Origin of the sequence: Paenibacillus pinisoli (assembly GCF_003605435.1) — a bacterium.
GTDB lineage: Bacteria > Bacillota > Bacilli > Paenibacillales > Paenibacillaceae > Pristimantibacillus > Pristimantibacillus pinisoli.
Genome location: NZ_QXQB01000003.1, coordinates 312,187 through 338,285 on the forward strand (window position 1 = coordinate 312,187; position 26,099 = coordinate 338,285).

A 26,099-nucleotide genomic window follows, 5' to 3' on the forward strand; every position below is an offset into this window, starting at 1 on the left:
AGCTCCTTCTCATTTTGACAAAAACATATGTTCTATATTATATTGGGCGAGAGCATCAGAGATATCCTAACGGGAGGTAGAATATTGGACACATTGATCTTGCTTATTCCGGGTCTGATCGTATATATTTCCGTTCTGATCGTATACGGGACGCAGTCGAAGCCGAAGAACGGCATCCTGTTCGGCCTTAAGCTTGCTGAAGCTGCGCATTCGGACCCGCGTATCGCCGCGCTCCAAGCGCAATTCCGCAAGTCGTACCGCTGGTACGCCGGCGCCGCGCTGCTCGGGCTTGCCCCTTTGCTATGGCTCGGCTCGTATTTCACGTTATCTTTCATCTACTTCTTCTTGTGGGTCGCAGGTGTCATGTACACCTCCACCGTACCATTTAAAACCATCCATCACAAGGCCGTCGCGCTGAAAAGGGATGAGCAATGGTTTGTCGGCAAGAAGCGGTACATATCGGTCGATAAGGACATTGCCCGACTGGCAGCCATGAAGCCTTGGTCGCCTTATTGGTTCATCCTGCCCGCCGTTCTGAGCATTCCGCTGATCGCCTTGTCGATCTCGCATGACAATCCGCTGCTGCGCCTGACCGGCTTCGCCTCTCTGGCCATGACCGGCATTCTGCTGCTGCTGTCGCTCAGCTTCACCCACGGCAAGGCGCGGGCCTACAGCCGGAACCCGGTTGCCAACAATGCCATTCATCATGCGGCTAGACGGTATTGGTCGATCTTATGGCTGCTGCTGGCGATCTTCGAGGTCGCCAATGCTTTTATCGCCTATAACGTGCTTTCTGAAGGAACGATGATTCATATCAACCTATGGATGGGCGGCATCGCCATGGTCTCGCTCGTTCCCCTGCTTGGCATCTATTACGTGCACAACCGCGTCAAGGAGCTGGAATACCGCTTCGGCAGCACCGACGGCAAGGGCTACTATGCAGAAGACGACGACCTTCACTGGAGGCATGGCTTGTCCTATTACAATCCGGAGGACAAGTCCATCATGGTGCAGAAGCGCGTCGGCACCGGAACCACCGTCAATCTGGCCGCCAAAGGCGGCAAGCGGATTTATTACGGAAGCCTTGTGCTTGTTGCCGTCATCGTCCTGCCCGTTATCATCTTGATGATCCGGGCGGATGCTTCTCCGCCGCAGCTGCGGATTAGTGACCAGGGAACGGTATCGATCAAAAATACCGAATATGCCTACAGCTTCGAGCTCGACGAGATCAAGGAGCTGACGCTGGAGGATGCTGTGCCGACAGGCTTCCGCACGAATGGCATGGCGACCTCAGCTTATGCGAGAGGCAACTTCAAGCTGGCTGAGCTTGGCCCTGCCAAGCTCTATGTATTCAAGAAGACGCCGCCATACATTGTAATGAAACTGGATGACTTGGTGGTCATCTACAACGATGAAGAGCCAGCCAAGACAAGAGCTCTCTATCAGGAGCTGAAGAAAGCGTCTGGACTTTAAAGCGGCCTGTTATTATGGAGCGTTGGTGCGGCTACGCCTCTAAGCAAGCAGCCCCTGGTTTACACCTCATATCCGGAATCATATTTTAATCGCTTTAGTAAATGCCGGCTGGCCCTTCGGGGCCAGCTTTTTATTTGTTTATCCGATCCCTATTCTTCGTTCAGCAAATCCTTCAGCAGCCGGTCCCGATTGTTCAGAAATTGCTTCGTAATGATGTAATGCTCCGTCTCCTCCCAAGTCGTCGTGTTAACTCCATCAGCAGTCAGCTCATATATAACGGAATCCGGATAAGCCATGACGATTGGCGAGTGAGTCGCAATAATAAACTGAGAGTTGTCTTGAATCAAATCATGCATGCGGGCGAGCAGCGCCATCTGTCTGGACGGCGACAGCGCCGCCTCGGGCTCATCGAGAATATACAGCCCGTTGCCGCCAAATCGGTGGAGGAAGGTAGAGAAGAACGATTCCCCGTGCGATTGCTGGTGGAGCGACTTTCCGCCGTAGGAAGATATGATTGGCGGCCCCATCCCCACACCCTCGCGATCCATCTCGTCTATGTTCGTCGCCAGATTATAATAGCTTTCAGCCCGGAAGAAGAAGCCGTCTTTCGGCCTTTTTGCGCCGCGAACCGGCTTCAAATACTGGTGCAGCTCCGAATGCGTCGCTTCGGTCTGGAAGGTGAAGTTGACCGTGCCGCCCTCCGCATTAAAGCCGAGCGCAACTGCGATCGCCTCCATCAGCGTCGACTTGCCCGACCCGTTTTCGCCGACCAGGTAAGTCACTTTCGGGTGAAACTCCAGCTCATCCAGCTCTCGCACCGCATTCAGGCTGAAGGGATATTGGCGGAAGGAAGGCACGCTATCCCTCAGCAGGGCAATTTTGCGCAGGAACCCGCTTCGTTCATGTATAGACATGCTTCATCGCTCCTTTAATATTTTATCGCCCGCTAACCTATTCCTCTTGCCACTACTTTTACTGCTTCTCTTACAGCTTCCTTTACTGCTTCTCTTGCCACTTCTCTCCCTGCAGCTGCTTCCATACCGTCTTGTTGCTGTATTGCTTCTGCGAGCTGATGTCCTCCCCGAACCATTCCGGCGCCTGGAAGGAGTTAGCTTCCTCCAAGGAAGGGAACTCCACTTCAAGCACAGACAGCTGAATTTGGTCGTAGGTGTCGATCTCAACCGTTCTGCCGTTCCATGATGCGGTAATCCGGTTTTTGGTCAGCGGCATAAAGCCGAAGGCCTGGGTTACCTGCTCATAAATGCTTCCCGATATGCTGTACTCCACTTCTTCTCTCACAAGTCCGTTGCCGCTCTTGAACGTATGCGTGTGGGACACCTGGCCTGTCGCCAGATCAGTCAGCCTGCGGACTCTCAGCTCTTCATTTTCATCCATTGCCAGATATGTCTGCTCGATGCGCTGCTCCGATTGGAGAATCAGTTCTCCCGCTTCAATCTGCGCCGCCGGGTAACGCGGCAATAAAAACTTGCGTTCTATTTCCAATGACATACGAGTTCACTTCTCCTCTGTGATTGCTTCTCTCGATAATTGCTGTAATTGCTTATTCTCCAAACTACCAAATTCGCCAAACCGAATCAACCGCGCTGCCCGGCGTTTATAAAAAATACATTTCGACAGGCGTCCCGCACTGATACAATAATAGCTAATCTATGTGTGAGGAAAGGAAATTCCACTATGTCATCTGCAACCGTCATCCGCAAAGCGTTAACGATAGCCGGCTCGGACAGCGGCGGCGGCGCGGGCATTCAGGCTGATCTGAAAACCTTTCAGGAGCTGGGCGTATACGGGATGTCAGCGGTCACAGCGATTACCGCGCAGAATACGCTTGGCGTGCAAGCCGTCTATCCGATGGAAGCAAATGCCGTTGCCGAGCAGCTGCGCTCAATTGGCGATGACCTGCCGCCCGATGCCGTCAAGACGGGCATGCTGGCCCATGCCTCTATCATAACAGCCGTCGCTGACCAAATAGCCCGCTACAAGCTGCCCCAGCTTGTCATTGACCCTGTCATGATTGCAAAAGGAGGCACCTCCCTGCTGCAACGCGAAGCGTTGTCGGCCCTGATTGCGAAGCTAATCCCGTTATCCTTCATGATTACGCCGAATATTCCGGAGGCCGAAGTGCTGACGGATATGCGTATCTTGAGCTTGAACGACCGGGAAGAGGCGGCCCGCCGATTGCATCAGTTGGGCAGTAAAAATGTGCTGCTGAAAGGCGGACATGATCCCTCTACGCGCGACTTGGTCGTCGATATGCTGTATGACGGCACAACGTATCGTTACTGGGAGCATCCGCGCATCGATACACGCCATACGCATGGCACCGGCTGTACCTTCTCGGCGGCGATAACCGCCGGACTAGCTCAGGGCATGAACGCTTATGACGCAGTCGATCTTGGAAAAGCGTTCATCCACGCCGCTATCCAGCATTCGCTCCAGATTGGGGCAGGCCACGGACCTACCAATCATTTTGCCTATCGCCGATTGCAATGAACTGATAGATATACTCTCAATTTCTGCAACCTTTCTAAGCATCCGACCGTCTAGTTGTTCGACTTCAAGAGATGAAGGAGAGAACAGCATGATCAACAACAAGAAGCTATTCAAGACGGCGGCTGCCCTGGCCATTGCATTGTCATTATTGGCAGGCTGCAGCAATGGGAGCGGCAAAGAAGCCGGCAACGCAGATGCCAGCCCGAATGTGACCGCATCGGCAACGCCTGATTCTGGAGGCGCCACGAGCGGTGAAGACGCAGACGGTTCGCCAGATCCATCTGGCGAAGCGGAGCTGCAAGCCTCCGAGACGCCTGCTACGGATGAGCCCTCGCAAGAGAGCGCTGCACCGTCTGCAACAGCGAAGCCATCTGCGGAAGCATCCGCAACGGCGAAGCCGACACCGAAGCCTACAGCAAAACCAACAGTAAAGCCGTCTGAGAAACCAGGCTCCAAGCCAGCTGAAAAGCCGTCGACCTCGACACCAAGCCAAAAGCCGTCACCCAAGCCGACTGTGAAGCCTACCGAGAAGCCGAAGCCATCGCAGAAGCCGGAAGCTTCCGTTAATGTGAAAACTTCCGAAATCGTCGACAAGATCAAAGAAGAAGTTGAACTGCCGATGCTGTTGTCCGTATCGGGCGAGCAGGTGAAGGATTCGTATTATTTTGATCCGAGCGAGCTGATTGCCGAGGGTTCCTATAACCAGGCGATGATGAACACAAAAGCGACGGAGCTCGTGGTTGTGAAGCTGAAGTCGGACAAGCATTATGATGCTGTCAAAGAAGGTCTGACCAAGCGCGCCGAGGACATCATCAAGACGTTCTCGCAGTATTTGCCGGACCAGCACGAGGACGCAAAAAACTACCAAATTGTGCGTCAGGGCAACTACGTGATGCTTTCGATCTCCCACGATCAAGAGGCGATCAAGAAGGTTTTTGATAGCTTCTTCAAGTAAGAGAACTTGCGCCTAAAACTGCGGTATACATAAAGAGGCTGTCTCCCAGGTCAACAGTGTTGATCCTCCGGGACAGCCTCTTTGATTTGCTCCGCGCTTCGCTCCATTCACAGAATTTGCTCCTCTAACGACGTCACGCGGCGCTACATCGCTCCATACGCCGAGTTTGCTCCTCTAACGACGCCTCACGGCGCTACACCGCTCCATTCGCAGAATTTGCTCCTCTAACGACGCCTCACGGCGCTACACCGCTCCATCCGCCGAATTTGTCCCTCTAACGACGCCTCACGGCGCTACATCGCTACATTCGCTGAATATGTCTCTCTAACGACGCCACGCGGCGCTACATCGCTCCATACGCCGAATTTGCTCCTCTAACGACGCCTCACGGCGCTACATCGCTCCATTCACCGAATCTGCTCCTCTAACGGTGCCACGCGGCGCTACACCGCTCCATTCGCAGAATTTGCTCCTCTAACGACGCCACGCGGCGCTATACAGCTCCATACGCGAGTTTGCTCCTCTAACGACACCTCACGGCGCTACACCGCTCCATCCACCGAATTTGCTCCTCTAACAACGCCTCACGGCGCTACAACGCTCCATTCGCAGAATTTGCTCCTCTAACGACGTCACTCGGCGCTACACCGCTGCATTCGCAGAATCCGCTCCTCTAACGACACCTCACGGCGCTACATCGCTCCATTCGCTGAATCTGCTCCTCTAACGACGCCTCACGGCGCTACATCGCTCCATCCACCGAATTTGCTCCTCTAACGGTGTCACGCGGCGCTATACAGCTCCATCCGCTTAATTCGCTCCTCTAGCGGTGCCACACGGCGCTATACAGCTCCATACGCGAGTTTGCTCCTCTAACGACGCCTCACGGCGCTACACCGCTCCATCCGCCGAATCTGCTCCTCTAACGACGCCACGCGGCGCTACACCGCTCCATTCGCTGAATCTGCTCCTCTAACGACGCCTCACGGCGCTACACCGCTCCATTCGCGCTACATCGCTCCATCCACCGGATTCGCTCCTCTAACGACACCTCACGGCGCTACACCGCTCCATCCGCCGAATCTGCTCCTCTAACGACGCCTCACGGCGCTACATCGCTCCATTCGCTGAATCTGCTCCTCTAACGACGCCACGCGGCGCTACATCGCTACATCCGCCGCATTTCCACCTCTAACGACGCCTCGCGGCGCTACACCGCTCCATCCGCCGAATCCGCTCCTCTAACGACACCTCACGGCGCTACATCGCTCCATTCGCTGAATCTGCTCCTCTAACGACGCCACGCGGCGCTACATCGCTCCATCCGCCGAATCTGCTCCTCTAACGACGCCTCACGGCGCTCCCTAACTCCACCTCACCGCTCCAAAGCGTTCTGAATGACCAGACCATTGTACCCTTTCATACCCAGGTTGCTATCCAGCTCCGTGTAGCCCTCCGAATATTCGGTTCGCAGCGTGCCAAAGTCATGGAAGGTCCATTCAAACTCATCCAGCCTCAATAGTGCATCGAGATGGGCAACCCATCCCACCGCATAGAACAAATTAAACGCAAAGGTAACACGGATATTACCGTATTCGTCAAACCGCGCGTTGACCGGCTGCAAGGCAAAAGCGCGCGACGGATTCCCCTCCTTCTCCAGCTTCGCGAAGTCCGTCTTGAGCCGCTGGAAGCCAGGATTATGCCAAGCCTTCTCCGTAAATAACGAACGCAGCTTTACCCCGTCCATCTTGCCTTCCGGCAGCGCAATATCAGTCAGTCCCAGCGCCTGCTCCAGCCGGTTGGCATATCGCTCCACGACCGTGCGGATGCTTTCATACTCCTTCGTCCGGTCCTCGAGCGCAGTCAGCGTAAGCGTCTTGGCCCCGGTATCTGCCCTCCAGGTTAACTCCATGCGCTTGTCACCCACGTAGGACTGCATAATTGCCGTTTGCCCTGAGACGCCAACTGCCGATTCCTGATTCATAATGCATATCGACTCCGCTAATTGAACCCCTCCCGTGCCCGCGTAGCGGAATGTCAGCGGCGTTGCTTCCCCCTTCTCCGTCACTGCAAAGGCATATACATTGCTAGTTCCACTATCATAGCTAATATTAATCCGGGACTGATGCGTCAGCAGCATAACGAGATCGTATCCGTCCATTGACCACACCTTCATCTCTCCAACAGGCTGTTCCAACAGAAGCTCCGTCTCTTCCAAAGCAGGAAGACTGACTTTTTGTCCGGCAGCATTAATGAACTCTACATCATATCGTCCAAAATACCGCCGCGCTCCCTTATATTGCTCAAGCTCCCCTTCTTGAGATCTTACCTGCAGCGTGCCGTAGCGGCTCTTGCCCATTGCGCGAATCTCATTGCCGGGCAGTCGAACCAAGGTATCGTGATTCTCCTTCCACCAATCCGCCGAAGGTTTACGGGCCATTTCACCCGGCAAGAGAGGCAGCCCCTCCGTATTGCGCTCCGGCTCCGCCCGCGTATTCATATAATAATAGGAGCTTTCATTGCGATCCTTGAACATGAGCCAATTGCCAGCCACCTGGTACAGCTGCTGCTCCGACGAGTTTGTGCTGTATACCATACGCAGCGACTTAGTCTCTTCATTCCATTCAAAAATGCGCCTCTGCATGTCAGCATCGGCCACGTTGATATACAAGCTTCCGCCGGTATGATGCGTCCACCCCTTCACATCCGGCGTCCATATCCGTTTGCTCTGCTGATCAAGGTATACGAAAGCCTTGGAATCATAGGTTCCTCCAGCAGTCCGGAGCGTCAGCGTCTCGCCGTTTGCCAGCTTGGTTGCGTCCTGCTCCATGCGGTAAGCCGCTAGCTTGCCAGTACGCACATCATATTCTTTATAGACGATGTCGCCTTTGCTCCAGACTGCCCTTGATCTCTCTACCGGGCGATAGCTCTCAATTAACAAGCGATGCTCGTCCAGCCAATCGTACACGCTGAGCCGCTCACCGCTCCCGGCATGAAGCACTCGCGACCTCTCTCCATTCGCATCATAAAAGGCAATGTGCTGCGCGAAAACAACGGGTCCGCTGTCATAATTGACCCCCATCTCCTCGCCTTTCTTCGCATATTCCAGAAAAAATCGGCTGCTTTCTTTATTCCATACCAAGCCCGAATCCGACAGCTGCATGCCATCGTCGATACTGAACAGCTTGAATATCTTGCCGCTTTTCGAATCCGCAACCATAAAGTGATTGCTGATATCGATTGGATCTTTTGCTGTAAAAGAGTAGGCGAATCTCTCCAGGTCAGGCGTCGGGTACATGAGCGGCCTGGACGGGCCGCCGCTGCCGGCATCACCCGTCGCTGGGTAGGTCTGGCCTCTATGCCCAATGAGCTTGAACCCTTCCAGGTCCATCAGCCATCTCTTGCCCTCATAGCTCGTCAGCATGACCTCAACTACATGTCCCCTCTCATTCCATTCATAGTGGGCGCTTAGCAGAAAGTCGCGTTCCTCGTCGCTGTCCGGATGAACCTTCCAAAAGACTGGGAGAGTGAGCAAATTCCCGCTGCCCAATTGAAGCACGACAAGCTGGTATTGTATGACCTCTCCTTCCATCAAGCGTCTAATAAACATCACTTCATGCTCGTTCAGAATCTTGACCTTGGGATAGTAATAATGCTTTATTTCTTGTTCTTCCGTATACAAAGGGAATGTATCAACTTGGCCGCTATCTGGCCGAACGACGACAAGATCATACTGCTTCACCCATCTCCGTTCGTGATCACCCGTTTCGACCTCCCTCTCCACCATATGAACCGCCATATTCCCCATTGCGTCTTCAGCCACGCTGTTCATATACAAAGCATCGCCCTTGTCCAATACCAACCGGATACCGCCTACGGCCGGCTGCAAGTATGCGTTCAACGGCGGAATACCGTCTTCGCCGCTCTCCTTCACGACCGTTGACAGAGGCTGCTCTGCCTGATCAGGCGGAGCTATGTTTATCGTAAGCGGAGTTTCCACAGCCTCAAGCGCAGGCTGATTCATATCCCCCGGCTTCTCCAATGCCGGAATAATCAGAAGCAAAATAATAACTGCAGATACGAGCGCCATCATAATCATTTGTCGAATCATTCGCTCTTCTCCTTATGCTCTTAATAATGCTTGCAGCCTAGTAGACGGTATAAATATTGAAATTGTTACACTTTTTTACAAAATAAACGAGTGTAGTCCAATTTCTTCTACATGTCCGGCGTAGTCTGGTATATAATAGGGTCGTCCCATTCGGACATCTCCATACGAGAATGACAGATACGAAGGAGAATGAACGTGGATATCATTGAACTTCCGATTGCGCTTATTGATGAAGACAAAGATCAGCCCAGATACCAGTTCGACGAGGAAGCGCTGCAAGAGCTCATGCGCAGCATCGAAGAGCTTGGCTTGCTGTCGCCGATTAAAGTAAGAACGACCTCGGACGGACGCTACAAAATCATATATGGTAACAGACGCTACAAAGCGACCGAGCGGCTCGGACGCGCTACCATTCCTTGCATCGTCAGCAATACAACCGATGAAATGGAAATTTATCTGGAGCAGATTGCAGAGAATTTGACCCGGGAAGGCTTCTCGCCGATTGAAGAAGCGGAAGCTTTTGATAAACTGATGAATGATTCCAGATTCCGCAGCTCGCTTAAATTCCTGGCGGCAAAGCTCGGAAAGCCGGAAAGCTATATCAAAAATAAATGCGAGCTGCTGAAATTCAGCAATGCCGTGAAAAAGCTGATCGTCAGCGGCGTCGAGATCCGCAAGGACAAGCTGACAGAGGATCAGCTCATGCCGCTGAAGGATCTGCCGATGGAGCATCGCGATCCGCTGGCGCTTATTGCCGCCCGTGACGAGCTTCCCGTCAGCGACGTGAAGAAGATTGCCAAGCTGTTCAAGGACAAGACGATCTCGGACAGCACCAAAGAAAAGCTGCTGCTGAAGTCGGGACCAGGACTCATCGAAACCTGGTCGGTCTATGAGCAGAACCGGAAGGAGCGCGCCCGCCAGCAGGAGGAGCCTAAGCCTCAGAAGCCGGCCGCCCCAAGCGCCAGCCCAGCTGCAGCCGGCTCCGCCCCAAGCGTAACACCGCCCGAGAGCAAGCCGGCCGCTCCAGCCCATCCGAATCCGGCGGGACAAGCTGAGCCCGCTGCCGCTGCAGGTTCCGCAGCTGCGGCGCAGGCCACAGCGCAAGCTGCTGCTCCATCCGTCAGCGCGCAGCCTGCCGATTTGCTCGCTCAATTGCAAGCGCAGCTGAAGCAGCAAGATGAGCTGGCCGCGCAGCTTATCGCTCTCGACAAGGCTAACGGCGGCGTGTTGTTCCCGCATGAAATTGATGACATCATCACGCAATTAGAGAAGCAGCTCGCCCAGTGGAAAGCGCTTCTGTAACCTGAATAGGCTGCACGGAGTCTCCTTGGCTCCGGCAGCCTATTCTTTTACGCGCATACAGAAGCCCTGCTTCTTCGCATATTTTCCAGCCCGCAGGAGCACCTTATTCTGGAGCGGGTATGGCGATGCTCCCGTTCCAACTGCTCGATCAGGAGGGATGCAAGCTGGCTTTTCTCAAAGACTCGCTGCTCGTCATCGGCCGCATCTATACGATCTATCCGCTGCTCCTGGCGATCACCTTGTATATGGGGAGGCGCTCGATCGGACAGCTGCCCGTCTTCGACTTTCTGATCTTCCTATCGCTCGGCTCGGTGGTGGGCGCCGATATTGCCGATCCAAGAGTTCAGCATGTCCATACCGCTGTTGCGATTATTGCGATTGGCATTATGCAGAAGCTGTTTTCTTACTTTCTGATCAAAAGCGGCAAGTTCGGCAAATGGATGACCTTCGAGCCCGTCGTCGTATTAAAGGACGGACAGTTCCTGCGCAAGAACCTGAAGAAGCTTCAATATAGCGTGGATGATATTTTACGGATGCTGAGAGAACAAAGCATATTCGACGCCGCGCAGGTCGAGGTCGCGATTCTGGAGGGCAACGGCGAGCTAAGCGTCCTGAAGAAAGCGATACATCAGGAGACAACGCCGTCCATGCTTGGCATCCCGAATAGCTCGCTCGGCCTCTCTTACGCAGTCGTGAAGGAAGGGAAGCCCCAGTTGCTCACGCTAGGCGCTCTCCATCTCAGCGAGGAATGGCTGGAGCAGGAACTGAACAGCCTGAACCTAAAAATAGAGGGCGTGTTTTTCGCCACCTTGGACGAAAGCAAAAAACTGACCGTCACATCCTATCATCAGGAGCCTGCGGTAGAAGTTTTTTTCCGTTAAAGCATCAAGCAGGGAAAAGAATCGGCAGCTTACAATTCCACAAGACATCATCTCTCACTCACAAAAAACAGCCTTGGCCGTTAACCGGCCAAGGCTGTTTCGCATACAAGCGAGTGTCAAAACTAGTGTCCGATTACCGCAGGTTCCGGACTGTCTCCGCCGACAGCTGCCGATTCCTCCTTCTGCTGCTTCGGCTTGCGGAGCAGAAGCGTCAGCGCGACTCCCGCCGATACGAGGCATGCGGATAAGAAGAATGTATCGCCGTAAGCCGCAACAACGGCGGTCAGCGGATTGGTTTCCGCTCCCGTCCTTGCGGCGTGGAATGTCATCTGCGACGTTAGATAGCCGGTAAGGCCGGCAGCCGCGAATGAGACGACAACCTGCTGGGCTGCAGTGGTCATCGGCGTAACACGGCCTACCAGATGACGCGGCGCAGCGCTTAGAACATGCGTGTTGAGCGGCATCATCGAGAAGCCCATGCCAAGACCCATGACGGAGATGCACACCATAATCAGCCATAACGGAGTATCCATTGAAAGGCCGGATAAGATGAACAAGGCAATGGACACGACGGATAAGCCGCAGATGGCGAGCGGGCGGGCGCCAATCTTGTCGAACAATCGTCCGCTGATTGGCATACCGATCGCAGCACAGATGGCATAAGGCATTAGAATCCAGCCCGACTCAAGCGCGCTATAATGCATGACCCCTTGCAGATAGAGCGGCACAATCAGCAAGGCGCCGAACAATGCCAGCTGTATGACCCATGTCAAGACGATGCCGCGTGTAAAGTCGGACGACTTGAACGCTCTCAGCTCCAGCAGCGGCTGCTTCTGCCTCAGTTCTACGATGATGAATAGAATGAGCGCAATGCCGCCCACGGTCAAGCCTGTAATGGCCGATGCGCTGGTCCAGCTCGTGCCGCCTTCGCTTACGCCGAATGCCAGCATGGAGAAGGCAATCGGCGCAAGGCACATGCCGATAATGTCCAGATGCGGCGCGGCATGGCGGGCGGACTTCGGCAAATATTTATAGCCGAGAATGAAAGCGATAATGCCGATAGGCAGATTGATCATGAAAATCCAGTGCCAGCTGACCGAATCGACCAGCCATCCCGACAGCACCGGGCCGAATGCCGGTGCAATCAGCATGGGGATGCCTAGCACGCCCATAATGGAGCCGCGGCGTTCCGGAGGCGCAAGCTTGAATACCATAGCCATGCCGATCGGTCCCACCATTCCGCCCCCCAAGCCTTGTATAATGCGGAACAGGATCAGCTGTTCCGGCGTTTGCGCAATGCCGCACAATACAGAGCCGATCGTGAATAGGGCTATTGTCGTCATAAAAATTTGCTTAATGCCGAATTTATCCGACATCCAGCCTGCAAGCGGAATAACGGCGGATAAAGCCAGCGTATAGCCGGTGATCGTCCATTGAATCGTCTTCAGATCGGTGTCGAAGTATTCCACTAGCTTTGGAATGGCGTTGTTGACGACTGTGCTGTCGAGAATAACCATAATCATCCCGACCACAATCGCGATGAGCGGCGGCAGAATCGCTTTTAGCGAGAAGCTGCCTTCTTCTGGTGCTGGCGGATTCGTTGGCTTAAGAGTAGTCATAGATCCCTGCTTTCTGCTCATTTGAGCTTAATATCGATTAATAGGAAGCTTGCTCATATAAATCCGCAGGCAGCGCCTGCACGAATGGCGACCAGTCTCCCGTTGTATACAGATGAAGCCGGTGCATAGCTCGCGTGCACGCCGTATAGAGAAGCTTTCGTTCGTGTTCCTGACCGTAAGTCTCCGTAGAAGCGTCCCAGACCAATACCGCATCGAACTCGACACCTTTGGCGAGGTACACAGGAATAACCATTACTCCTTTCTCAAAAACCGGCGTTTCCTTCGTAATGAGCTGCAGAGCCTCGACTTCATGCATGCGCAGAGCGTCATACACCTCGCGGCTTTCGGCTGCGGTTTTCGTAATGATGGCGATGGAGTCGTAGCCCTCGGCGATGAGCGAAGCGATATCTCCCGCCACCTGCGCAGTGCGCTTCTCGCCGCTCCCCATTGTCGCCAGCAAGGGCTTTTGCCCTCTCCGGTCGAACGGCATAATGGCATCCCCGCCTGGAAGCATTAATTTCGTAAACTCAACGATCTCTTTCGTTGAGCGATAGCTGCGCAGCAGGCGGATCAGGGTCGTCTCATCTGCGCCATAGAGGCGAACCAGCGGCGAATTCGACGCGTCCAGGCTTGTAGCCTGCATGAAGATCGCCTGACCGAAATCGCCAAGCACCGTCATCCGGGCGCGAGGAAAGAGCTTTCTCACATATTCATATTGGAACGGCGAATAATCCTGCCCCTCATCGATGAAGACATGCCGAACCTCCGTATTCGTCCGAACGCCTTCAATCAGTTCCTTTAAATACAAATATGGAGTCGCATCCTCGTAATACAATGCCTGCGCGTCCAGCCTGTCTCGGGTCTGCCTGCAAATTTCAGGCCACAGAGCAGGAAGCTCCTCCCGATTAGTCCTCTCCCGATAAACGGCCTCGCTCTCGAATAGCTGGCCATATATGCTTTTGACATCGATAAAAGAGAACTTTCGGACACCCTTCCTAAGCGGTTTGAAGCTCTCCTTTGCCACTCTTTGGCGAAGCAGGTCTTCCTCCTTCGAGGCAAAGTCAAAGTCGCCTTCATCTTCCCGGCGCTTGTTCATTAATTTCTCGCGAACGGAGGTGAAGTGCTCCGTCAGGTCGAATAGCTCCTTCTCCTTATGCAGCGATCGGAATGCCTCCGCATATTGCTCATTGTCCAGATAATTCAGCTCTTCCTCCACCCAAGACGCCGCTCGTTCCTTGCGTTCCAGCAAAGTCAGCTCATCCAGCAGCCATTCCTGCAGCAGGGCGATTCGATTGTACAGGGGCAGGGAGCGTTCATAATCGTAAAATGCAGCCCGCATACGCTCTGCGGTGATCAGTGTGCGGTTTCGAAAACGTATAGGTTTGAATCGCATGCCTTCCCGGCCCAGCCAGTTCCCGTAGTTCTGCAGGTCTTGCAGGAAAGACTCCGATGATTTGTATTTCATCCCTTGCAGCCTGGCCTCATAGCCTGGCTCTTCTTGCGCAGTCAGCACATATTCGATCCCGTCAAACGGGTCCTCCAGCTGCAGCGTGGAACCGAGCCAGTAGTCGAGATATTCTTGAAAGGTCGTCTGCTGCATATTCTCTTCGCCAAGCTCCGGGAGGACGGTGGAGATATAGCTGGCAAACATCGTATTGGGCGAAAAAAGCACGATCTGATCAGCCTTTATCGTCTCGCGGTATTTGTACAGCAGATACGCGACACGCTGCAAAGCCGCCGATGTTTTGCCGCTCCCCGCGGCGCCTTGGACGATTAGCATCCGGCTCTTGTCATTGCGGATAATGGCATTTTGCTCTTTCTGAATCGTGGCTACAATGCTTTTCATTTGCGAGTCCGCGCCTTTGCCAAGCACCTGCTGCAGCAATTCATCTCCGATCGTCTCGCTTGCGTCGAACATATTGCGGATTTGCCCGTTTTGAATTTGATATTGGCGCTTGAGCTCCATCACTCCTTCGATTTGCCCTACCGGCGTGACATAGGCCGCCGGGCCCGGAGAGCAATCGTAATACATGCTCGCAATGGGCGTACGCCAGTCATAAATTAGGAAGCTTAGTCCGTCATCGTCTACGAAGGAGGATACGCCGATATAGATCTGCTCGTTCTGGCTAGCGCCCTCCTCTTGAAAGTCGATGCGTCCAAAATAAGGGGACGGAAGCAGACGATTCATGTTCCGCCATTGCTGCTTGAGGAGCTTGTGGCCGCGCTCCCGTTCCGCCAATATCGCCGATTGCTGGTTAATCGAGTAGAAGGACTCTTCGAAATCTTCATACGTGCTTGTGTTGATCGTCACTTCTTCCCAAAACCGCCTCCGGATATCCGCCGCCTGGTCGTACAGGCCGCCAACTTCCGGCTCCAGCTCGCTGATTCTCGTCTGAAGCTTGTTCCTGACCCAATCCAGCCGCTTCTGCTCCTGCTGCCAATTGTTTGTATCCATCTCTCGATCAACACACTCCTTTTTCCATTTTTCTGGGTTAAAAAAGGGCATTGACAAATCAAAACTCAAGATGTACAATTAAAGTGGGAATAAAACTGAATACATCCATTTTGTGAAATGTCAATGACGCTATCGATTATATCATAGCGCTATTTTGCGTTCAATTGGTTTTTTGTGTATTTTATTAAAAATGTAGATGAATTTATTGGGCGGCAGATTCGATCCCCTCCCCCTTGCCTAAATCATGAAACGGTGCCACACACCGCTAATTGCAAAAAAAGCGCTGAGTTTCGGATATAGCGACGTATAGCGTCGTTAGAGACTCGAAATCGCGACTTGAGATGATACAACGGTGCCACACAACGTTACACGCACCAAAAGCGCTAAATTTCGGATATAGCGACGTGTAGCGTCGTTAGAGACTCGAAATCACGATTCGAGATAATGTAACGGTGCCACACACCGTTACACGCACTAAAAGCGCTAAATTTCGGATATAGCGACGTGTAGCGTCTTTAGAGACTCGAAATTGCGACTTGAGATGATACAACGGTGCCACACAACGTTACACGCACCAATAGCGCTGAATTTCGGAATTAGCGCCGAAACGTACAGGAGTGCCCACAATGATTGGCTAGATAGAAAACGAGTGACGTCCTCTCAAAGTCGTATTAAACAAAAAAGATGGCGGTGCAGGGAACACCCTGACACCGCCATCTCATCATTATCTCCGATCTATATTCATCAAGCGAGATGACTCATCGAGTTAACCTTCTTTTGAAGACAGCTCCATCTTTTTAGGCAAGTGGAAGGCTTGCCCAACATTTGTAATGAAACTGAAACATTAAGTTCATCGTCCATTAATGAAAGGGGCATATAATAAATCTCGACCCCCTTTTTTATAATATAAACCTTTTGGCCCGCTGCCCGTTGCAGCGGGTCCCTTTTTGTTTTTAGAGAGCTTAACGCCACTACGGCGAGCGCGAGTCTTGCGGGAACCGCCCTTTCGTCTCGATACGCTCGCCGTGTTTTCACCCTGGTTCGCTTCATCTGCTTGCGCTGGCGTCTCCGTTGCCACCTCATTGGTGCTGGGCGCATACTGCCGTATATTCCCGAATATGATCGTGCCTTCATTTTTGCATATCTGCACATTTCCGAGGCAACAGGGCATACCATCATCCGCCTTCTCCGTTTTCTATCCTCCGTATACGATAGCGTATGCGATTGATAGAAGGGACGAATTGGCGCTTCCAACAGGTCATTCGCCTCTTTTGCGATGGTAACAGACTTCTCTTATGCCGCCGTTTCTGCAGTCAGCTCAACCACCACGATCTCGGGCTGATTGAACAAGCGCAGCGGAAAGCTGCTGTTGCCCAGGCCGCGATTGACGATCATGGCGCTGTCGCCGATCTCATGCATGCCCTCCGTCCATTCAGGCCACATGCCTTGGCCCGGGGAGAATACTCCGCCTTTGAACGGAATGCGGATTTGCCCGCCATGGGCATGTCCCGTCAAGCTTAAGTCGATTCCATTCTCCGCGTATACAGGGAATAGCTCTGTTCGGTGGGATAGGAGCACCGTGAATGGATAGGAGCCGTCCGCATCCGCCAAGGCTTCGGCCAAGTGGGCGTTCATCTTGTCGGCATCGCCGTCGCCTTGGCGATTGTACGTAGGATCATCCACGCCGATCAGCCTGATGACTCCATCACCAAGCGGAATATCCTCATGGGCATTCTTCATAATATGGATGCCAAGGGCAAGCAGGCGCTCCTCCAACTCCTCATACTCTCTGGAAGCCTGCTCATGGTTGCCCCGGACAAAATACACGGGTGCAATCTTCACCAAGCCTTCCATCAGCTTAAAGCTCGCCTCCCCGTCATAATGCACCTGATCTACAAGGTCTCCAGTAAAGACGATAACGTCGGGATCCAGCTTATCCACCTTGCGGATCAGCGGGCGCTGCTCCTTGCCGAACTCCTTGCTCTGAAGATCGGACAGCTGCACGATACGATACGAATCAAAGCCGTCAGGCAGCTTGGCGCTGGCGACCTTATAGGTCGTTACGACGATTGAATTGTTTTGCGCGTACAAAAAATAAATGCACAATACAATGGCAGCAGGCAAATAGATAAGCAACCACCTCTTTGTTCTGCTCATCCTTCACCTCCTCATTCATTCTTTCCTGCGTCACGGCAATTGACGATGGTAAGACAGGTTCCACGATTGCCAATGCTTTCGTCTCTGCGCTTCTCCTTCATATCCTTGCAGAATATCCCCCAGCTGCGTATATTCCGGATATTTCTCATATAGCTTCGCAATCGCTGGAGCGGCATCGGCGGACAACGATCCCAGATAGTACATATCGATCTTCCCTGTCTCCTCAAACCGTGCAATATTATTGACGGCAATACGGGCGTCAATGTTCACGAAATTCATAATGACATACGAAGTGATGGCTATGGCAATATATATTTTCGCTAGCGAGAACCTTGTATACCAAATTCGGACGAATGCCACAGCCATAAGCACGCCGAGGAAAATCATAAACCCATGGACAAGAAGGCGCAGCTCCGTATAACCGTAGATCTCCTCGTATAGCGACAGACGGCTGTAGGCCGAGATGAGCATGACAATCGTGCAGCCCATCAGCACGCTAAGCATCACTTGGCGCAGCCGCTCGAACAGGGCGCTGCCTTTGCCGATGAAATGCAAGCCTACCAGCAAGACGCCGATATTAATGAGCGCAACAATGACCAGCTCCGTGAAGCCTCTGCGCGCATATTCTGCATATGCTGTGCCTTCCGGAAGCAAGCCTTCGGCTGCCCCGAACAAGTAAGTAAACTGGATCGCAGCAAATAGGACATACACAATGTTGACGCACACAAGCACAGTAGCCGCCGAGATCGGATCAAACTTCTCCCGCTCCACACCGGGACGCTGCTTCGGCTCCCCGTCAGGCGTCAGCTCCGTGGCGCTCCAATCCGCAGTCTTGCGCTTCTGGAACAACAGGCCCCACAAATAGCAGAAAACATATATCGATAAGCAGCATGTAAAAATAATTCTGCTCACAACACTGTCGATAGAGTCGCCGGCGAACAGCGTGCCAAGCCCGTTCATCCAGGACATAAAGATGCCGTCGGCCGAGGCGAGCAGCAGGATAACGACAAATAAGAGCGGAGCGGCCAGCATAAGGCCGAAGCCGACTTTGCCTGCTACCGATCTCGCTTTATTGGTATCCCTTCTGCTGTTCACCCAATCCGCCATCGTATTGAACGGCGCAGTCAAATGGGCGAAGGGCGTAACCAGCCATTGCTTGACATGCTCCAGGATGAATCGGGGGCGATGCCACGGCTGCGAGCCTCCGCGCGCAAGCAGCATCGTCTGGGCTACAATCAATATAAACAAGGCGAGCGGATTCAAAAACCGGAAGAGATCATTCGCGAATAGAACAAACGTCATGGAGAGCAGAGCGACCGGCGCGAACAGGAACCATCCCATTCTCGATTGCCCTCTCCAACGGTCGAAGCCGCCCATTCTTCCTTTCATCGCATAGAAAAACAAGACGTAGAACAACGCGACGAATATCGGTACGGACACGCCGGCCGGACGGCTCACGAACAAATATTGTCCGAGAACCCCGAGCAGGACCGATAAAATCCACATATTGTTGTATCGCCTCTGCCATGGCGCGGGATCTCTCATCGCAAATAACCTCCCTTTGAGTTAATCTCCCTTTTATTGTAACCTATAAAATAAGAACAAAAAGTGCAACTTTCTATTGCAGAATTTCATATTTTGCGTATAGCGGAGGATCATCGTGAAAATTCGGAGACATTATTTCATATTAAGAGAAGCCTACCCGCAGGCGACTGACGGTATACCGCTGGAAGTGACGACAGCCGAGCTGGCCGAGAAGCTGGATTGCACGCACCGCAATATGGTTCTATTGCTGAAGCGGATGGTGCAGGAAGGCTGGGTCGACTGGTCGGCCCGGCGCGGCCGCGGCAATCGCTCCCTGCTCACCTTCATGCAGCCGCTCGACTCCTTGCTGCTGGAAGAAGCGCAGGAGCTCGCGATGAGGGGCGACTTGCAATCCGCGCTGGAGCTGCTCCAGCCGAGAGGCGCCGCTGTGGTCGGCCGCTTCCAGCAATGGCTGTCGGGTCAATTCGGCTTCCAGACCGTTGTGGAAGGCGAGCGGCGGACCGATACGCTGCGCTTCCCGATGCCCGGCATCATCGACAGCCTCGACCCTGCCCGTATCCATTACATCGGCGAAGCCCATCTGGTGAACCAGCTGTTCGACGGGCTGGTCAGGATGGATGTGCGCGGCGATAGTGTGCATCCTCATCTCGCCCATGCATGGGAGACCAATAAAGCGCGTACGGAATGGACCTTCTTCCTGCGCAAAGGCATATACTTCCACCATGGCCGCGAGATGACCTCCTCGGATGTCAGATATACGCTGAACCGCCTGAATCGGCTTGCGCCGAATGGCCTTTACAGCTGGGTGTACAACGGCATTGAGCATATGGATACGCCGGATGACCTGACGATCCGCTTCCGCCTGAAGGAGCGCAATGAAGCATTCCTGTCGTTTCTTTCCACCAACCGGGCCTCCATTGTGCCGGAAGATCTGTGCGAGCAAGTCGGCGATTCTTTCGGCCAAGCGAGCGGAGCCGTCGTCGGCACCGGCCCCTTCAGGCTGGCTGGCAGCAGCCACGGCATCTGGACGCTCGAGGTCTTCCCTTCTTACTTCCAGGAGCGTCCATTCCTCGACCGGGTAGAGGTATGGACGATGCCCTCCGGAGCAGAACGCAAGGAAGAGGACATAGAGGAGCTGCGTCAATTCCAAGTCATGCACAACGTTCGAATCGAAGGCATGGCTGGCGGCGAATGGGAGCAAGTCAGACAGTCCGGGACGACTTGCAAGTTTCTAACCATCAATGAGCTGAAGAGCGGGCTTCTTGCAAGTCCGGCCTTCCGGCAGGCGCTGGATTGCGCCATTCATCGGAAGGAGCTGCTGAAGAAGCTGTCCGGCGATGTCCTTGAAGAGGCAGCAAGCTTCTGGTCCCGGCCAGCCAATCATGATGCCAGAGATATGGATGACGATGATCTGCGAAGAAGATGCAGCGAGCTGCTGCATGAATGCGGTTATAAGGGCGAGACGCTGACACTGACGACCATTCCGCAATATGAGCATGATGCCGGCTTGATCGGGGAGCTTTTGGCAAGCGCAGGCATTAGGCTGCAGATCAATCTCATCGCGGCTGAGCAGTTCAAGGGACGGGACCGCATGTCTGCCGACCTGCTGCTATTCGCCATTATGCTCGACGAGCATCGCGAGCTGCGCCTCATCGACTTGTACAAAAGCATGATGCAGCATATGGACCGGCCTGCAGGAGCCATTCTGGGCGATGCGCTGCAGCGCATTCTCGCTGAGCCCGACGCGGCAGTCAGGATGAACTTGTTCATGCGGATTGAAGACGAGCTGATGGAGCGGCACTCCCTGCTGTTCCTGTACCGCAAGCATCTCAAGACCGCATTCCACCCTTCCGTCCAAGGGATCTCGTTAGAGTCGCTGGGCTGGGTCAGATTTCGAGACCTATGGTTTAGGTAAGTGCAACACGAGAGCCGGAAATTACGTATTAAGAGTAGCTCGCGCAATCGACGCGGCCGACAATAAATCAGGGGGTTATCGCCATGTTTGACTTTGGGCCCGGTCCATCATTTCCCGGCGGGGGCGGCGGATTCGATTTTATGTTTACGGTTGTGCCGATCATCATTATTATCGGGTTCGTTTTTATGTTCGGGCTGATCGTATATTCGATCATCACTCATTTCCGCAATGCCCGCGCGCCTCAAGAGAGCGCCTATGCAAAAATTGTTGCCAAGAGGATGGATGTCCAAAGCCATAGCAATCACCATCATCATCAGGAGAATCATATCGGCCACACCAGCACGTCTTCGCACACGTATTATTACATCACTCTCGAATTCGGCAACGGCTCGCGCAAAGAATTTCTGGATGTCAAAGGGTTGTATGGACTAGTCGTAGAGGGCGATGCGGGTTACGCCGCGACCAAAGGCGACTGGATCGTCGCCTTCGAACGAAGCGCGGGGTAAGTTCAGAAAGCGGGACTATCCGATTCTCTTCTCCATGCAGAGGCTGGAGGCACAGCCGATATATTCCCCGAATGCGGGAATCTCGTAGAAGCCCAGCTTTTTATAGAAGGCAATCGCCTCAACCTGCGGAGCGCCCGTCTCCAGCCTGATAATCGAGCAGCCAAGCTCCAGCGCTTGCTGCTCCAGGTACTGGTACAGCTGACGGGCGACGCCATGCCTTCTCATCCGCGGATCTACATAGAACCGCTTCAGCTCCACAGACTCCCCGTCCAGCTGCCGCAGACCGGCGCATCCTGCCGGCTCTCCATCTCCATAGGCCATGACGAATACCATCTCGCTTGTCTTCGGATCGTCGAAATCAACGACAAATATCTCCTCCGGCGGATACAATCCTTCCAGATAGCGGTCCAGCTCACGGATGAGCGCCGCAAGCCCGGGATTTCCGGCCGTCACTCTCTCAATGACAAGTTTCTCCATGCTCTAGCCCTCTCTCCCCGAGATCTGCTTCTCGAACCAATCCCATCCGAAGCCGACCTGTTCCGGCTTATGCGAGTCGGATCCATACACGCATGGAATGCCCAGCTTCAAGCATTCCGCCAGGAACCACTCCGGGACATAAGGCTTGCCGCAGGTTGCGACCCGCATCCCGGCCGTATTGACGTCAACGCCCACGCCGGATTTTACAAGCAGCGGCAGCATCCCTTCCAAGCGGCTGCGAATGAGACCCTCGTCGATCTCAGGAAGCGCCTGATTGAACTTCTCGATCAGATTGATATGGCCGATCCGCTTGCGCATCGGGAATCTCGCCGCCCATTCAATCGCAGCTTCGACATGGTCATAATATTCATCGACGACCCGCTCCATGGAGCCATAATACGTCAGCAGCTGCGCCTTGAAATGCTCGGCCTTGAAATCCAGGCAGCGCATGCCGTCTCTGCCCGGCAAATAATGCACCGAATAGACGACATCTTCCAGCTCGTCCTGCCAGCTGTCCAGCATGCGCTCCGTATAGTCCAATCTTCCCGGCAAATAGTCAAATTCCAGTCCGGCTGCAACCTCAATCCTGCCTTCATAGGCTCGCTTCATCTCTTGCACATAAGCCATATAGAGGGGAAGCTCCTCCTCCGGCATCGCAAGCTCGTCCCATATGTCATGATCGGCAATCCAGCCTTGCGGCAGCGGCGGATGCTCGCTAATGGTATAGCGCTCGAATCCTAGCTCAATCGCCCGTTCCAAGTACAGCTCCTGTGCCGCATCGCTGCCATGATAACAAAACTTCGTGTGTGTATGCCCATCCCACTTCAGCATGCCTCTCGCTCCTGTCCCAGCCCTTCATGCGGTTATTATTCACCAGCCTCAAGGCTTCTTTTTCAACTAGCGTATCACGCGGCGGGCCCGGCGTAAATATCGTTCAAAAGTCATGGAAACCCCTATAATTCCCGGCAATCCGATAAATCTGCAGCAATTGGACTCGAAATAAAGGATTTTTTTGGAGACGTGTCGAATAGGAGGAAGTTGAAGACGTATTGGAAAATCTAGGAGGAAAATCATGAAGTGGATGTCAAAGCGATTCACGTTCGTGGTCATACCCGACGCGAATCAATCCGTCCAGCGCTACAGCGTATCTGGACTAACCATCGTACTCATACCCGCCCTTATCATACTGCTTGCTGTCTGTTCAGCATTATTCATCGTATTATTCTCGGGACAGGCCGGTAATCTCAAGGAAGCGAAGCATCAGCTGTCCCTCTCCGAATCGGGTTATGAGGAGCAGCTGAAGGAACGGGAGGATACCATCGCCGCTCTGGAAGCCGATGTAACCGCCTTGTCAGCTCAGGCGAAGCATGTCGAGACCAAAATGTCCGAGATTGCCGAGCTGGAGCTTCAGCTTAAGGAAATTGCAGGCATCCAGGAATCCGAGGTTCGAATCTCCTCTGGCGGCGTTACGGTCGAGGAAGGAGGACAAGGCGGCGAAGAGCTTCTCTTGCCTGAGGATCTGAACGATGCGCTTGCGGCGGAGACGCTCCAGGAGCTGTCCAGCATGGCCTTGCAGATGGATGAGATGAAGCCTAGCCTGGAGGCCACGAAGGAAGCGCTTCTGAAGCACCAGCGCATATTGGAGATCACGCCAACGATATGGCCGGCCGATTCCCGCAAAATCACATCCACCTTCGGCGTGCGCCGCGATCCGTTCACGGGAAGGGCAGCCGTACATTCCGGCCTGGATCTTGGCGGCAGCCGCGGAGATCCGATCTACGCCGCAGCGGATGGTACCGTTACCTTGTCAGAGCGGACATATCCGCACGGCAACAATATATTGATCGACCACGGACGCGGCATTGAGACCCGTTATCTGCATCTGAACAAACGGCTGGTCGAGGTTGGCGACAAGGTGAAGAAAGGCGATCTCATCGGCGAGCTTGGCAATACAGGCCGAAGCACGGGACCCCATCTTCATTACGAGGTAATCGTAGGCGGCGAGCATGTCGATCCTATGCCTTATCTACAAGAAGACAGAGAGGAAAAGTGACCATGTTCAAAAGCAGCAAATCGGGAAACGGAAAAATCAATCCGGATACGACGGATACGCTGATCGGCGAAGGCACGATCTTCGAAGGCAAGATCAAATCCGAAGCCAGCATCCGCATTGAAGGCAGCATTATCGGTGACATTATGTCGAGCGGAGATGTCATTGTCGGGGAGAACGGAGTAGCCAACTCCAACATTATCGCACGGGACCTGGTCCTTGCCGGACAATTGAACGGCGACGTCGAAGCAAGAGGCAAGCTGACGATTTGCGCATCCGGCGTATTGAACGGCAACATTACCGCCCAGTCGCTTATAATCGAATCCGGCGGCGTGTTCAACGGCAGCAGCAAGATGGCGGCCAGTCCAGCCCCTGCAGCACAATCGCAGAAGGAACTGAAAGCAACCTCATAATTCAAGAACCGAAGAACAGTCGCTGCAGCGCCTCTCTTCGGTTCTTTTTTTCAATTTAACAAACCTTTATATCGCCTTGACATTCCGTTCACACTCATCAGGTACACTGGTCCTAATCAGACAACCTCGGGTAAGGAGGAACAAGCGATGAAGCTTCCAATCCGCAACATATTCCTCATGCTGTTCGCAGCCGCAACGCTGTACGGCGCGCTCGCCAGCCCGCCTGCTCCTGAGCAGGCAGCTGTCGCAGCTCCCGTTCTATCCGCTCATTCCGAATCCGCAATTAAACTGGCATCCGCCCAAAACCCGTCTTATGCTCCGCTGCATGAATTGGTGAATCAATATGGTGGCCTGCTGACCTATAACCGCGAGACCGATACGATCGACCTGACGGTAAGCGGCGCGAATTTCACCCTGCTGCTGGAGAACGGTACGGTCCTTCAGAACGGTTATGAAGCTCCGGGAGACTATTACTTGCAGGACGGTGTGTTGTACATGAACGCAGACCAGTTCAAGAAGCTGGCTGCGTTCTCCGATCTTGCCTCATGACCCTCGATGCTGCTCCATCCAGCTCACACCGTAATCCACCAACCTGCGAATCGGCATGAGCCGCACTTCCGCATCTCCTATCTTTCCTCTGAGCACGGCATCGGCACATTCCTTCTCGAACGCTTCTCCAATTGCATTGAAATCATCCGAATCGTAATCCAGATCCTGATACACCGTCCACTCGCGCAATCCATTGACAAGGCGTGGCGCACCTTGCTGCCTGTACTGTTTGGTCCGATACGCCGCTCTATGCTCCGACAGATGAAGAGATGTATTCCGGTCGTATCCTACGCCCAGCAGCATCACCCATCCGTCCAGATCATACAGCCTGGCCAGCGGCGATTGTTCGCCCAGACCATTGGTTAAACCATGACCCTCTGTCATTCTGGCAGCATGCGGACCTCGAGCCGCGAAGGATACTTGCGGATGCGAGCTTCTCAGCGTCCCCTCCTGCTTGCGGAAGCATTCTGCCGTATGGCCCATGCTTCTTGTAGGCGTCAGATCCGCTTCGAATGGCGGCATCTCGGCTCTAATGATAGGCCACCAGGCTTCCGGAACAGGCGGATTCTGCCACTCGGCAGGGTCCGACAAGTCAGACGTATGCGTCGGCATAACCAGCGTACCCTGCGGTCCCAGAGCATGCTCCAGCGCGTGTATGACGGCGGCAGGCCCTCCCACAATCCAGCGCCCGGTTGCCTTGAGTGATGTATGAAGAAGCAGCGTCAAGCCGCGCTGAACCCCCAGCTCCTCGAAATCCCGCGCCAACCCCGATACCGTCAGCGGCAATTGCTGTATATTCATAGGCTTAGCCCGCCTCCCTTTTCTCATGCATGTATAACAACTATTGTATCGCCTTCCGCGGGGACGGCGCCAACCCTCATTTGATTATAAGCAAAAAATACAAAAAACCATGCCAGCGCAGCATATGGCTCCGGGTGGCATGGTTTCATCTCGTTACTTATTGTATATCTATTGGACGGTCCTCTGCGTATTACAGCTGATCCGCATTCCTCAAGGCATGCTCCCAGCTAGGAAAATAAAACAGCGCATTCCGCATTAACTCAGGATCACTCTGCTTTACCTGCTTCTTGCTGGTGGCTCCTCCGCTCGATTGCAGCTTCTTAATCCGGCGAACGACCTCGTCCGCGCCTAGTGTGAATTCCATCGGCTTCGCTCCTTT

At 53.7% G+C, this 26,099-nt stretch carries 21 protein-coding genes; 10 read left to right on the forward strand and 11 right to left on the reverse strand.

Annotation, left to right across the window (positions count from 1 at the left end):
* The first annotated feature begins 84 nt into the window (after positions 1–84).
* Positions 85–1,473, forward strand: coding sequence for a DUF5808 domain-containing protein (locus D3P09_RS14915; protein ID WP_120111505.1), 1,389 nt, complete (start codon positions 85–87; stop codon positions 1,471–1,473).
* Between the two features lie 149 nt (positions 1,474–1,622).
* Here D3P09_RS14915 and D3P09_RS14920 read toward each other — a convergent pair whose 3' ends face one another.
* Both D3P09_RS14920 and D3P09_RS14925 read right to left on the reverse strand, forming a co-directional pair.
* Positions 1,623–2,387 carry an AAA family ATPase gene (locus tag D3P09_RS14920; RefSeq protein WP_120111508.1) on the reverse strand — a complete coding sequence of 255 codons (765 nt, stop codon included), beginning with the start codon at positions 2,385–2,387 and terminating at the stop codon, positions 1,623–1,625.
* An 82-nt stretch (positions 2,388–2,469) separates the two neighbouring features.
* Positions 2,470–2,982: a CYTH domain-containing protein gene (locus D3P09_RS14925; protein ID WP_120111511.1), complete on the reverse strand. Its 513-nt coding sequence runs from the start codon at positions 2,980–2,982 to the stop codon at positions 2,470–2,472.
* A 186-nt stretch (positions 2,983–3,168) separates the two neighbouring features.
* Here D3P09_RS14925 and thiD point away from each other — a divergent pair, with 186 nt between their 5' ends.
* Together thiD and D3P09_RS27695 are read left to right on the forward strand one after the other, a co-directional pair.
* Positions 3,169–3,984, forward strand: coding sequence for a bifunctional hydroxymethylpyrimidine kinase/phosphomethylpyrimidine kinase (gene thiD / locus D3P09_RS14930; protein WP_120111514.1), 816 nt, complete (start codon positions 3,169–3,171; stop codon positions 3,982–3,984).
* 88 nt (positions 3,985–4,072) lie between these two features.
* The gene (locus D3P09_RS27695; RefSeq protein ID WP_165867449.1) at positions 4,073–4,939 is read left to right on the forward strand and encodes a DUF4358 domain-containing protein; all 867 of its coding nucleotides are present in this window, start codon (positions 4,073–4,075) and stop codon (positions 4,937–4,939) included.
* A 1,375-nt stretch (positions 4,940–6,314) separates the two neighbouring features.
* Here the strand turns inward: D3P09_RS27695 and D3P09_RS14945 are convergent.
* Positions 6,315–9,050, reverse strand: coding sequence for a hypothetical protein (locus D3P09_RS14945; protein WP_120111520.1), 2,736 nt, complete (start codon positions 9,048–9,050; stop codon positions 6,315–6,317).
* Positions 9,051–9,245: 195 nt separating this feature from the next.
* On the opposite strand from D3P09_RS14945, the gene D3P09_RS14950 reads away from it, so the two are divergent.
* Positions 9,246–10,352 carry a ParB/RepB/Spo0J family partition protein gene (locus D3P09_RS14950; RefSeq protein WP_120112479.1) on the forward strand — a complete coding sequence of 369 codons (1,107 nt, stop codon included), beginning with the start codon at positions 9,246–9,248 and terminating at the stop codon, positions 10,350–10,352.
* 125 nt (positions 10,353–10,477) lie between these two features.
* Positions 10,478–11,233: a DUF421 domain-containing protein gene (locus D3P09_RS14955; RefSeq protein WP_243644201.1), complete on the forward strand. Its 756-nt coding sequence runs from the start codon at positions 10,478–10,480 to the stop codon at positions 11,231–11,233.
* 122 nt (positions 11,234–11,355) lie between these two features.
* Here the strand turns inward: D3P09_RS14955 and D3P09_RS14960 are convergent, their stop codons facing one another.
* The 4 genes from D3P09_RS14960 to D3P09_RS14980 form a co-directional block, all read right to left on the reverse strand.
* Positions 11,356–12,852, reverse strand: coding sequence for a DHA2 family efflux MFS transporter permease subunit (locus D3P09_RS14960; protein ID WP_120111522.1), 1,497 nt, complete (start codon positions 12,850–12,852; stop codon positions 11,356–11,358).
* Between the two features lie 37 nt (positions 12,853–12,889).
* Positions 12,890–15,307, reverse strand: coding sequence for an RNA polymerase recycling motor HelD (gene helD / locus D3P09_RS14965; RefSeq protein ID WP_120111525.1), 2,418 nt, complete (start codon positions 15,305–15,307; stop codon positions 12,890–12,892).
* A gap of 1,293 nt (positions 15,308–16,600) precedes the next feature.
* A complete protein-coding gene (locus tag D3P09_RS14975; protein WP_120111531.1) occupies positions 16,601–17,464 on the reverse strand; it encodes a metallophosphoesterase in 864 nt (287 codons plus the stop codon).
* Positions 17,465–17,494: 30 nt separating this feature from the next.
* Positions 17,495–19,009 (reverse strand): DUF4153 domain-containing protein, encoded by a 1,515-nt coding sequence (locus D3P09_RS14980; RefSeq protein ID WP_120111534.1) that lies wholly within the window; start codon positions 19,007–19,009, stop codon positions 17,495–17,497.
* A gap of 115 nt (positions 19,010–19,124) precedes the next feature.
* On the opposite strand from D3P09_RS14980, the gene D3P09_RS14985 reads away from it, so the two are divergent.
* Positions 19,125–20,924, forward strand: coding sequence for an ABC transporter substrate-binding protein (locus tag D3P09_RS14985; RefSeq protein WP_120111537.1), 1,800 nt, complete (start codon positions 19,125–19,127; stop codon positions 20,922–20,924).
* 83 nt (positions 20,925–21,007) lie between these two features.
* Positions 21,008–21,430 carry a DUF2500 domain-containing protein gene (locus D3P09_RS14990; RefSeq protein WP_120111539.1) on the forward strand — a complete coding sequence of 141 codons (423 nt, stop codon included), beginning with the start codon at positions 21,008–21,010 and terminating at the stop codon, positions 21,428–21,430.
* Between the two features lie 15 nt (positions 21,431–21,445).
* On the opposite strand, the gene D3P09_RS14995 is transcribed toward D3P09_RS14990, so the two are convergent.
* Complete coding sequence (locus D3P09_RS14995) at positions 21,446–21,907, reverse strand: GNAT family N-acetyltransferase (RefSeq protein ID WP_120111542.1); 462 nt, start codon at positions 21,905–21,907, stop codon at positions 21,446–21,448.
* Positions 21,908–21,910: 3 nt separating this feature from the next.
* Positions 21,911–22,738, reverse strand: coding sequence for a histidinol-phosphatase HisJ (hisJ, locus tag D3P09_RS15000; protein ID WP_120111544.1), 828 nt, complete (start codon positions 22,736–22,738; stop codon positions 21,911–21,913).
* A 241-nt stretch (positions 22,739–22,979) separates the two neighbouring features.
* Here hisJ and D3P09_RS15005 point away from each other — a divergent pair, with 241 nt between their 5' ends.
* From D3P09_RS15005 to D3P09_RS15015, 3 genes are all read left to right on the forward strand, one after another.
* Positions 22,980–23,960 carry a M23 family metallopeptidase gene (locus D3P09_RS15005; protein ID WP_120111547.1) on the forward strand — a complete coding sequence of 327 codons (981 nt, stop codon included), beginning with the start codon at positions 22,980–22,982 and terminating at the stop codon, positions 23,958–23,960.
* A 2-nt stretch (positions 23,961–23,962) separates the two neighbouring features.
* Positions 23,963–24,370 (forward strand): bactofilin family protein, encoded by a 408-nt coding sequence (locus tag D3P09_RS15010; protein ID WP_120111550.1) that lies wholly within the window; start codon positions 23,963–23,965, stop codon positions 24,368–24,370.
* A 147-nt stretch (positions 24,371–24,517) separates the two neighbouring features.
* Positions 24,518–24,919, forward strand: a complete 402-nt coding sequence (locus tag D3P09_RS15015; protein WP_120111553.1) for a hypothetical protein — start codon at positions 24,518–24,520, stop codon at positions 24,917–24,919.
* Here D3P09_RS15015 and D3P09_RS15020 read toward each other — a convergent pair.
* Positions 24,914–25,720 carry an AAC(3) family N-acetyltransferase gene (locus D3P09_RS15020; protein WP_120111556.1) on the reverse strand — a complete coding sequence of 269 codons (807 nt, stop codon included), beginning with the start codon at positions 25,718–25,720 and terminating at the stop codon, positions 24,914–24,916. The two genes, D3P09_RS15015 and D3P09_RS15020, sit on opposite strands and share 6 nt — an antisense overlap.
* A 190-nt stretch (positions 25,721–25,910) precedes the next feature.
* Positions 25,911–26,084: a hypothetical protein gene (locus D3P09_RS27700; RefSeq protein ID WP_165867450.1), complete on the reverse strand. Its 174-nt coding sequence runs from the start codon at positions 26,082–26,084 to the stop codon at positions 25,911–25,913.
* Positions 26,085–26,099: the final 15 nt, after the last annotated feature.

What these genes read in the sequence shown, in the direction of transcription:
- D3P09_RS14920 (WP_120111508.1), bottom strand. Translation starts at nt 2,387, where the DNA reads ATGTCTATACATGAACGAAGCGGGTTCCTGCGCAAAATTGCCCTGCTG.
- D3P09_RS14925 (WP_120111511.1), bottom strand. Translation starts at nt 2,982, where the DNA reads ATGTCATTGGAAATAGAACGCAAGTTTTTATTGCCGCGTTACCCGGCG.
- thiD (WP_120111514.1), top strand. Translation starts at nt 3,169, where the DNA reads ATGTCATCTGCAACCGTCATCCGCAAAGCGTTAACGATAGCCGGCTCG.
- D3P09_RS27695 (WP_165867449.1), top strand. Translation starts at nt 4,073, where the DNA reads ATGATCAACAACAAGAAGCTATTCAAGACGGCGGCTGCCCTGGCCATT.
- D3P09_RS14945 (WP_120111520.1), bottom strand. Translation starts at nt 9,050, where the DNA reads ATGATTCGACAAATGATTATGATGGCGCTCGTATCTGCAGTTATTATT.
- D3P09_RS14955 (WP_243644201.1), top strand. Translation starts at nt 10,478, where the DNA reads ATGCTCCCGTTCCAACTGCTCGATCAGGAGGGATGCAAGCTGGCTTTT.
- D3P09_RS14960 (WP_120111522.1), bottom strand. Translation starts at nt 12,852, where the DNA reads ATGACTACTCTTAAGCCAACGAATCCGCCAGCACCAGAAGAAGGCAGC.
- helD (WP_120111525.1), bottom strand. Translation starts at nt 15,307, where the DNA reads ATGGATACAAACAATTGGCAGCAGGAGCAGAAGCGGCTGGATTGGGTC.
- D3P09_RS14975 (WP_120111531.1), bottom strand. Translation starts at nt 17,464, where the DNA reads ATGAGCAGAACAAAGAGGTGGTTGCTTATCTATTTGCCTGCTGCCATT.
- D3P09_RS14980 (WP_120111534.1), bottom strand. Translation starts at nt 19,009, where the DNA reads ATGAGAGATCCCGCGCCATGGCAGAGGCGATACAACAATATGTGGATT.
- D3P09_RS14990 (WP_120111539.1), top strand. Translation starts at nt 21,008, where the DNA reads ATGTTTGACTTTGGGCCCGGTCCATCATTTCCCGGCGGGGGCGGCGGA.
- D3P09_RS14995 (WP_120111542.1), bottom strand. Translation starts at nt 21,907, where the DNA reads ATGGAGAAACTTGTCATTGAGAGAGTGACGGCCGGAAATCCCGGGCTT.
- hisJ (WP_120111544.1), bottom strand. Translation starts at nt 22,738, where the DNA reads ATGCTGAAGTGGGATGGGCATACACACACGAAGTTTTGTTATCATGGC.
- D3P09_RS15005 (WP_120111547.1), top strand. Translation starts at nt 22,980, where the DNA reads ATGAAGTGGATGTCAAAGCGATTCACGTTCGTGGTCATACCCGACGCG.
- D3P09_RS15010 (WP_120111550.1), top strand. Translation starts at nt 23,963, where the DNA reads ATGTTCAAAAGCAGCAAATCGGGAAACGGAAAAATCAATCCGGATACG.
- D3P09_RS15015 (WP_120111553.1), top strand. Translation starts at nt 24,518, where the DNA reads ATGAAGCTTCCAATCCGCAACATATTCCTCATGCTGTTCGCAGCCGCA.
- D3P09_RS15020 (WP_120111556.1), bottom strand. Translation starts at nt 25,720, where the DNA reads ATGAATATACAGCAATTGCCGCTGACGGTATCGGGGTTGGCGCGGGAT.
- D3P09_RS27700 (WP_165867450.1), bottom strand. Translation starts at nt 26,084, where the DNA reads ATGGAATTCACACTAGGCGCGGACGAGGTCGTTCGCCGGATTAAGAAG.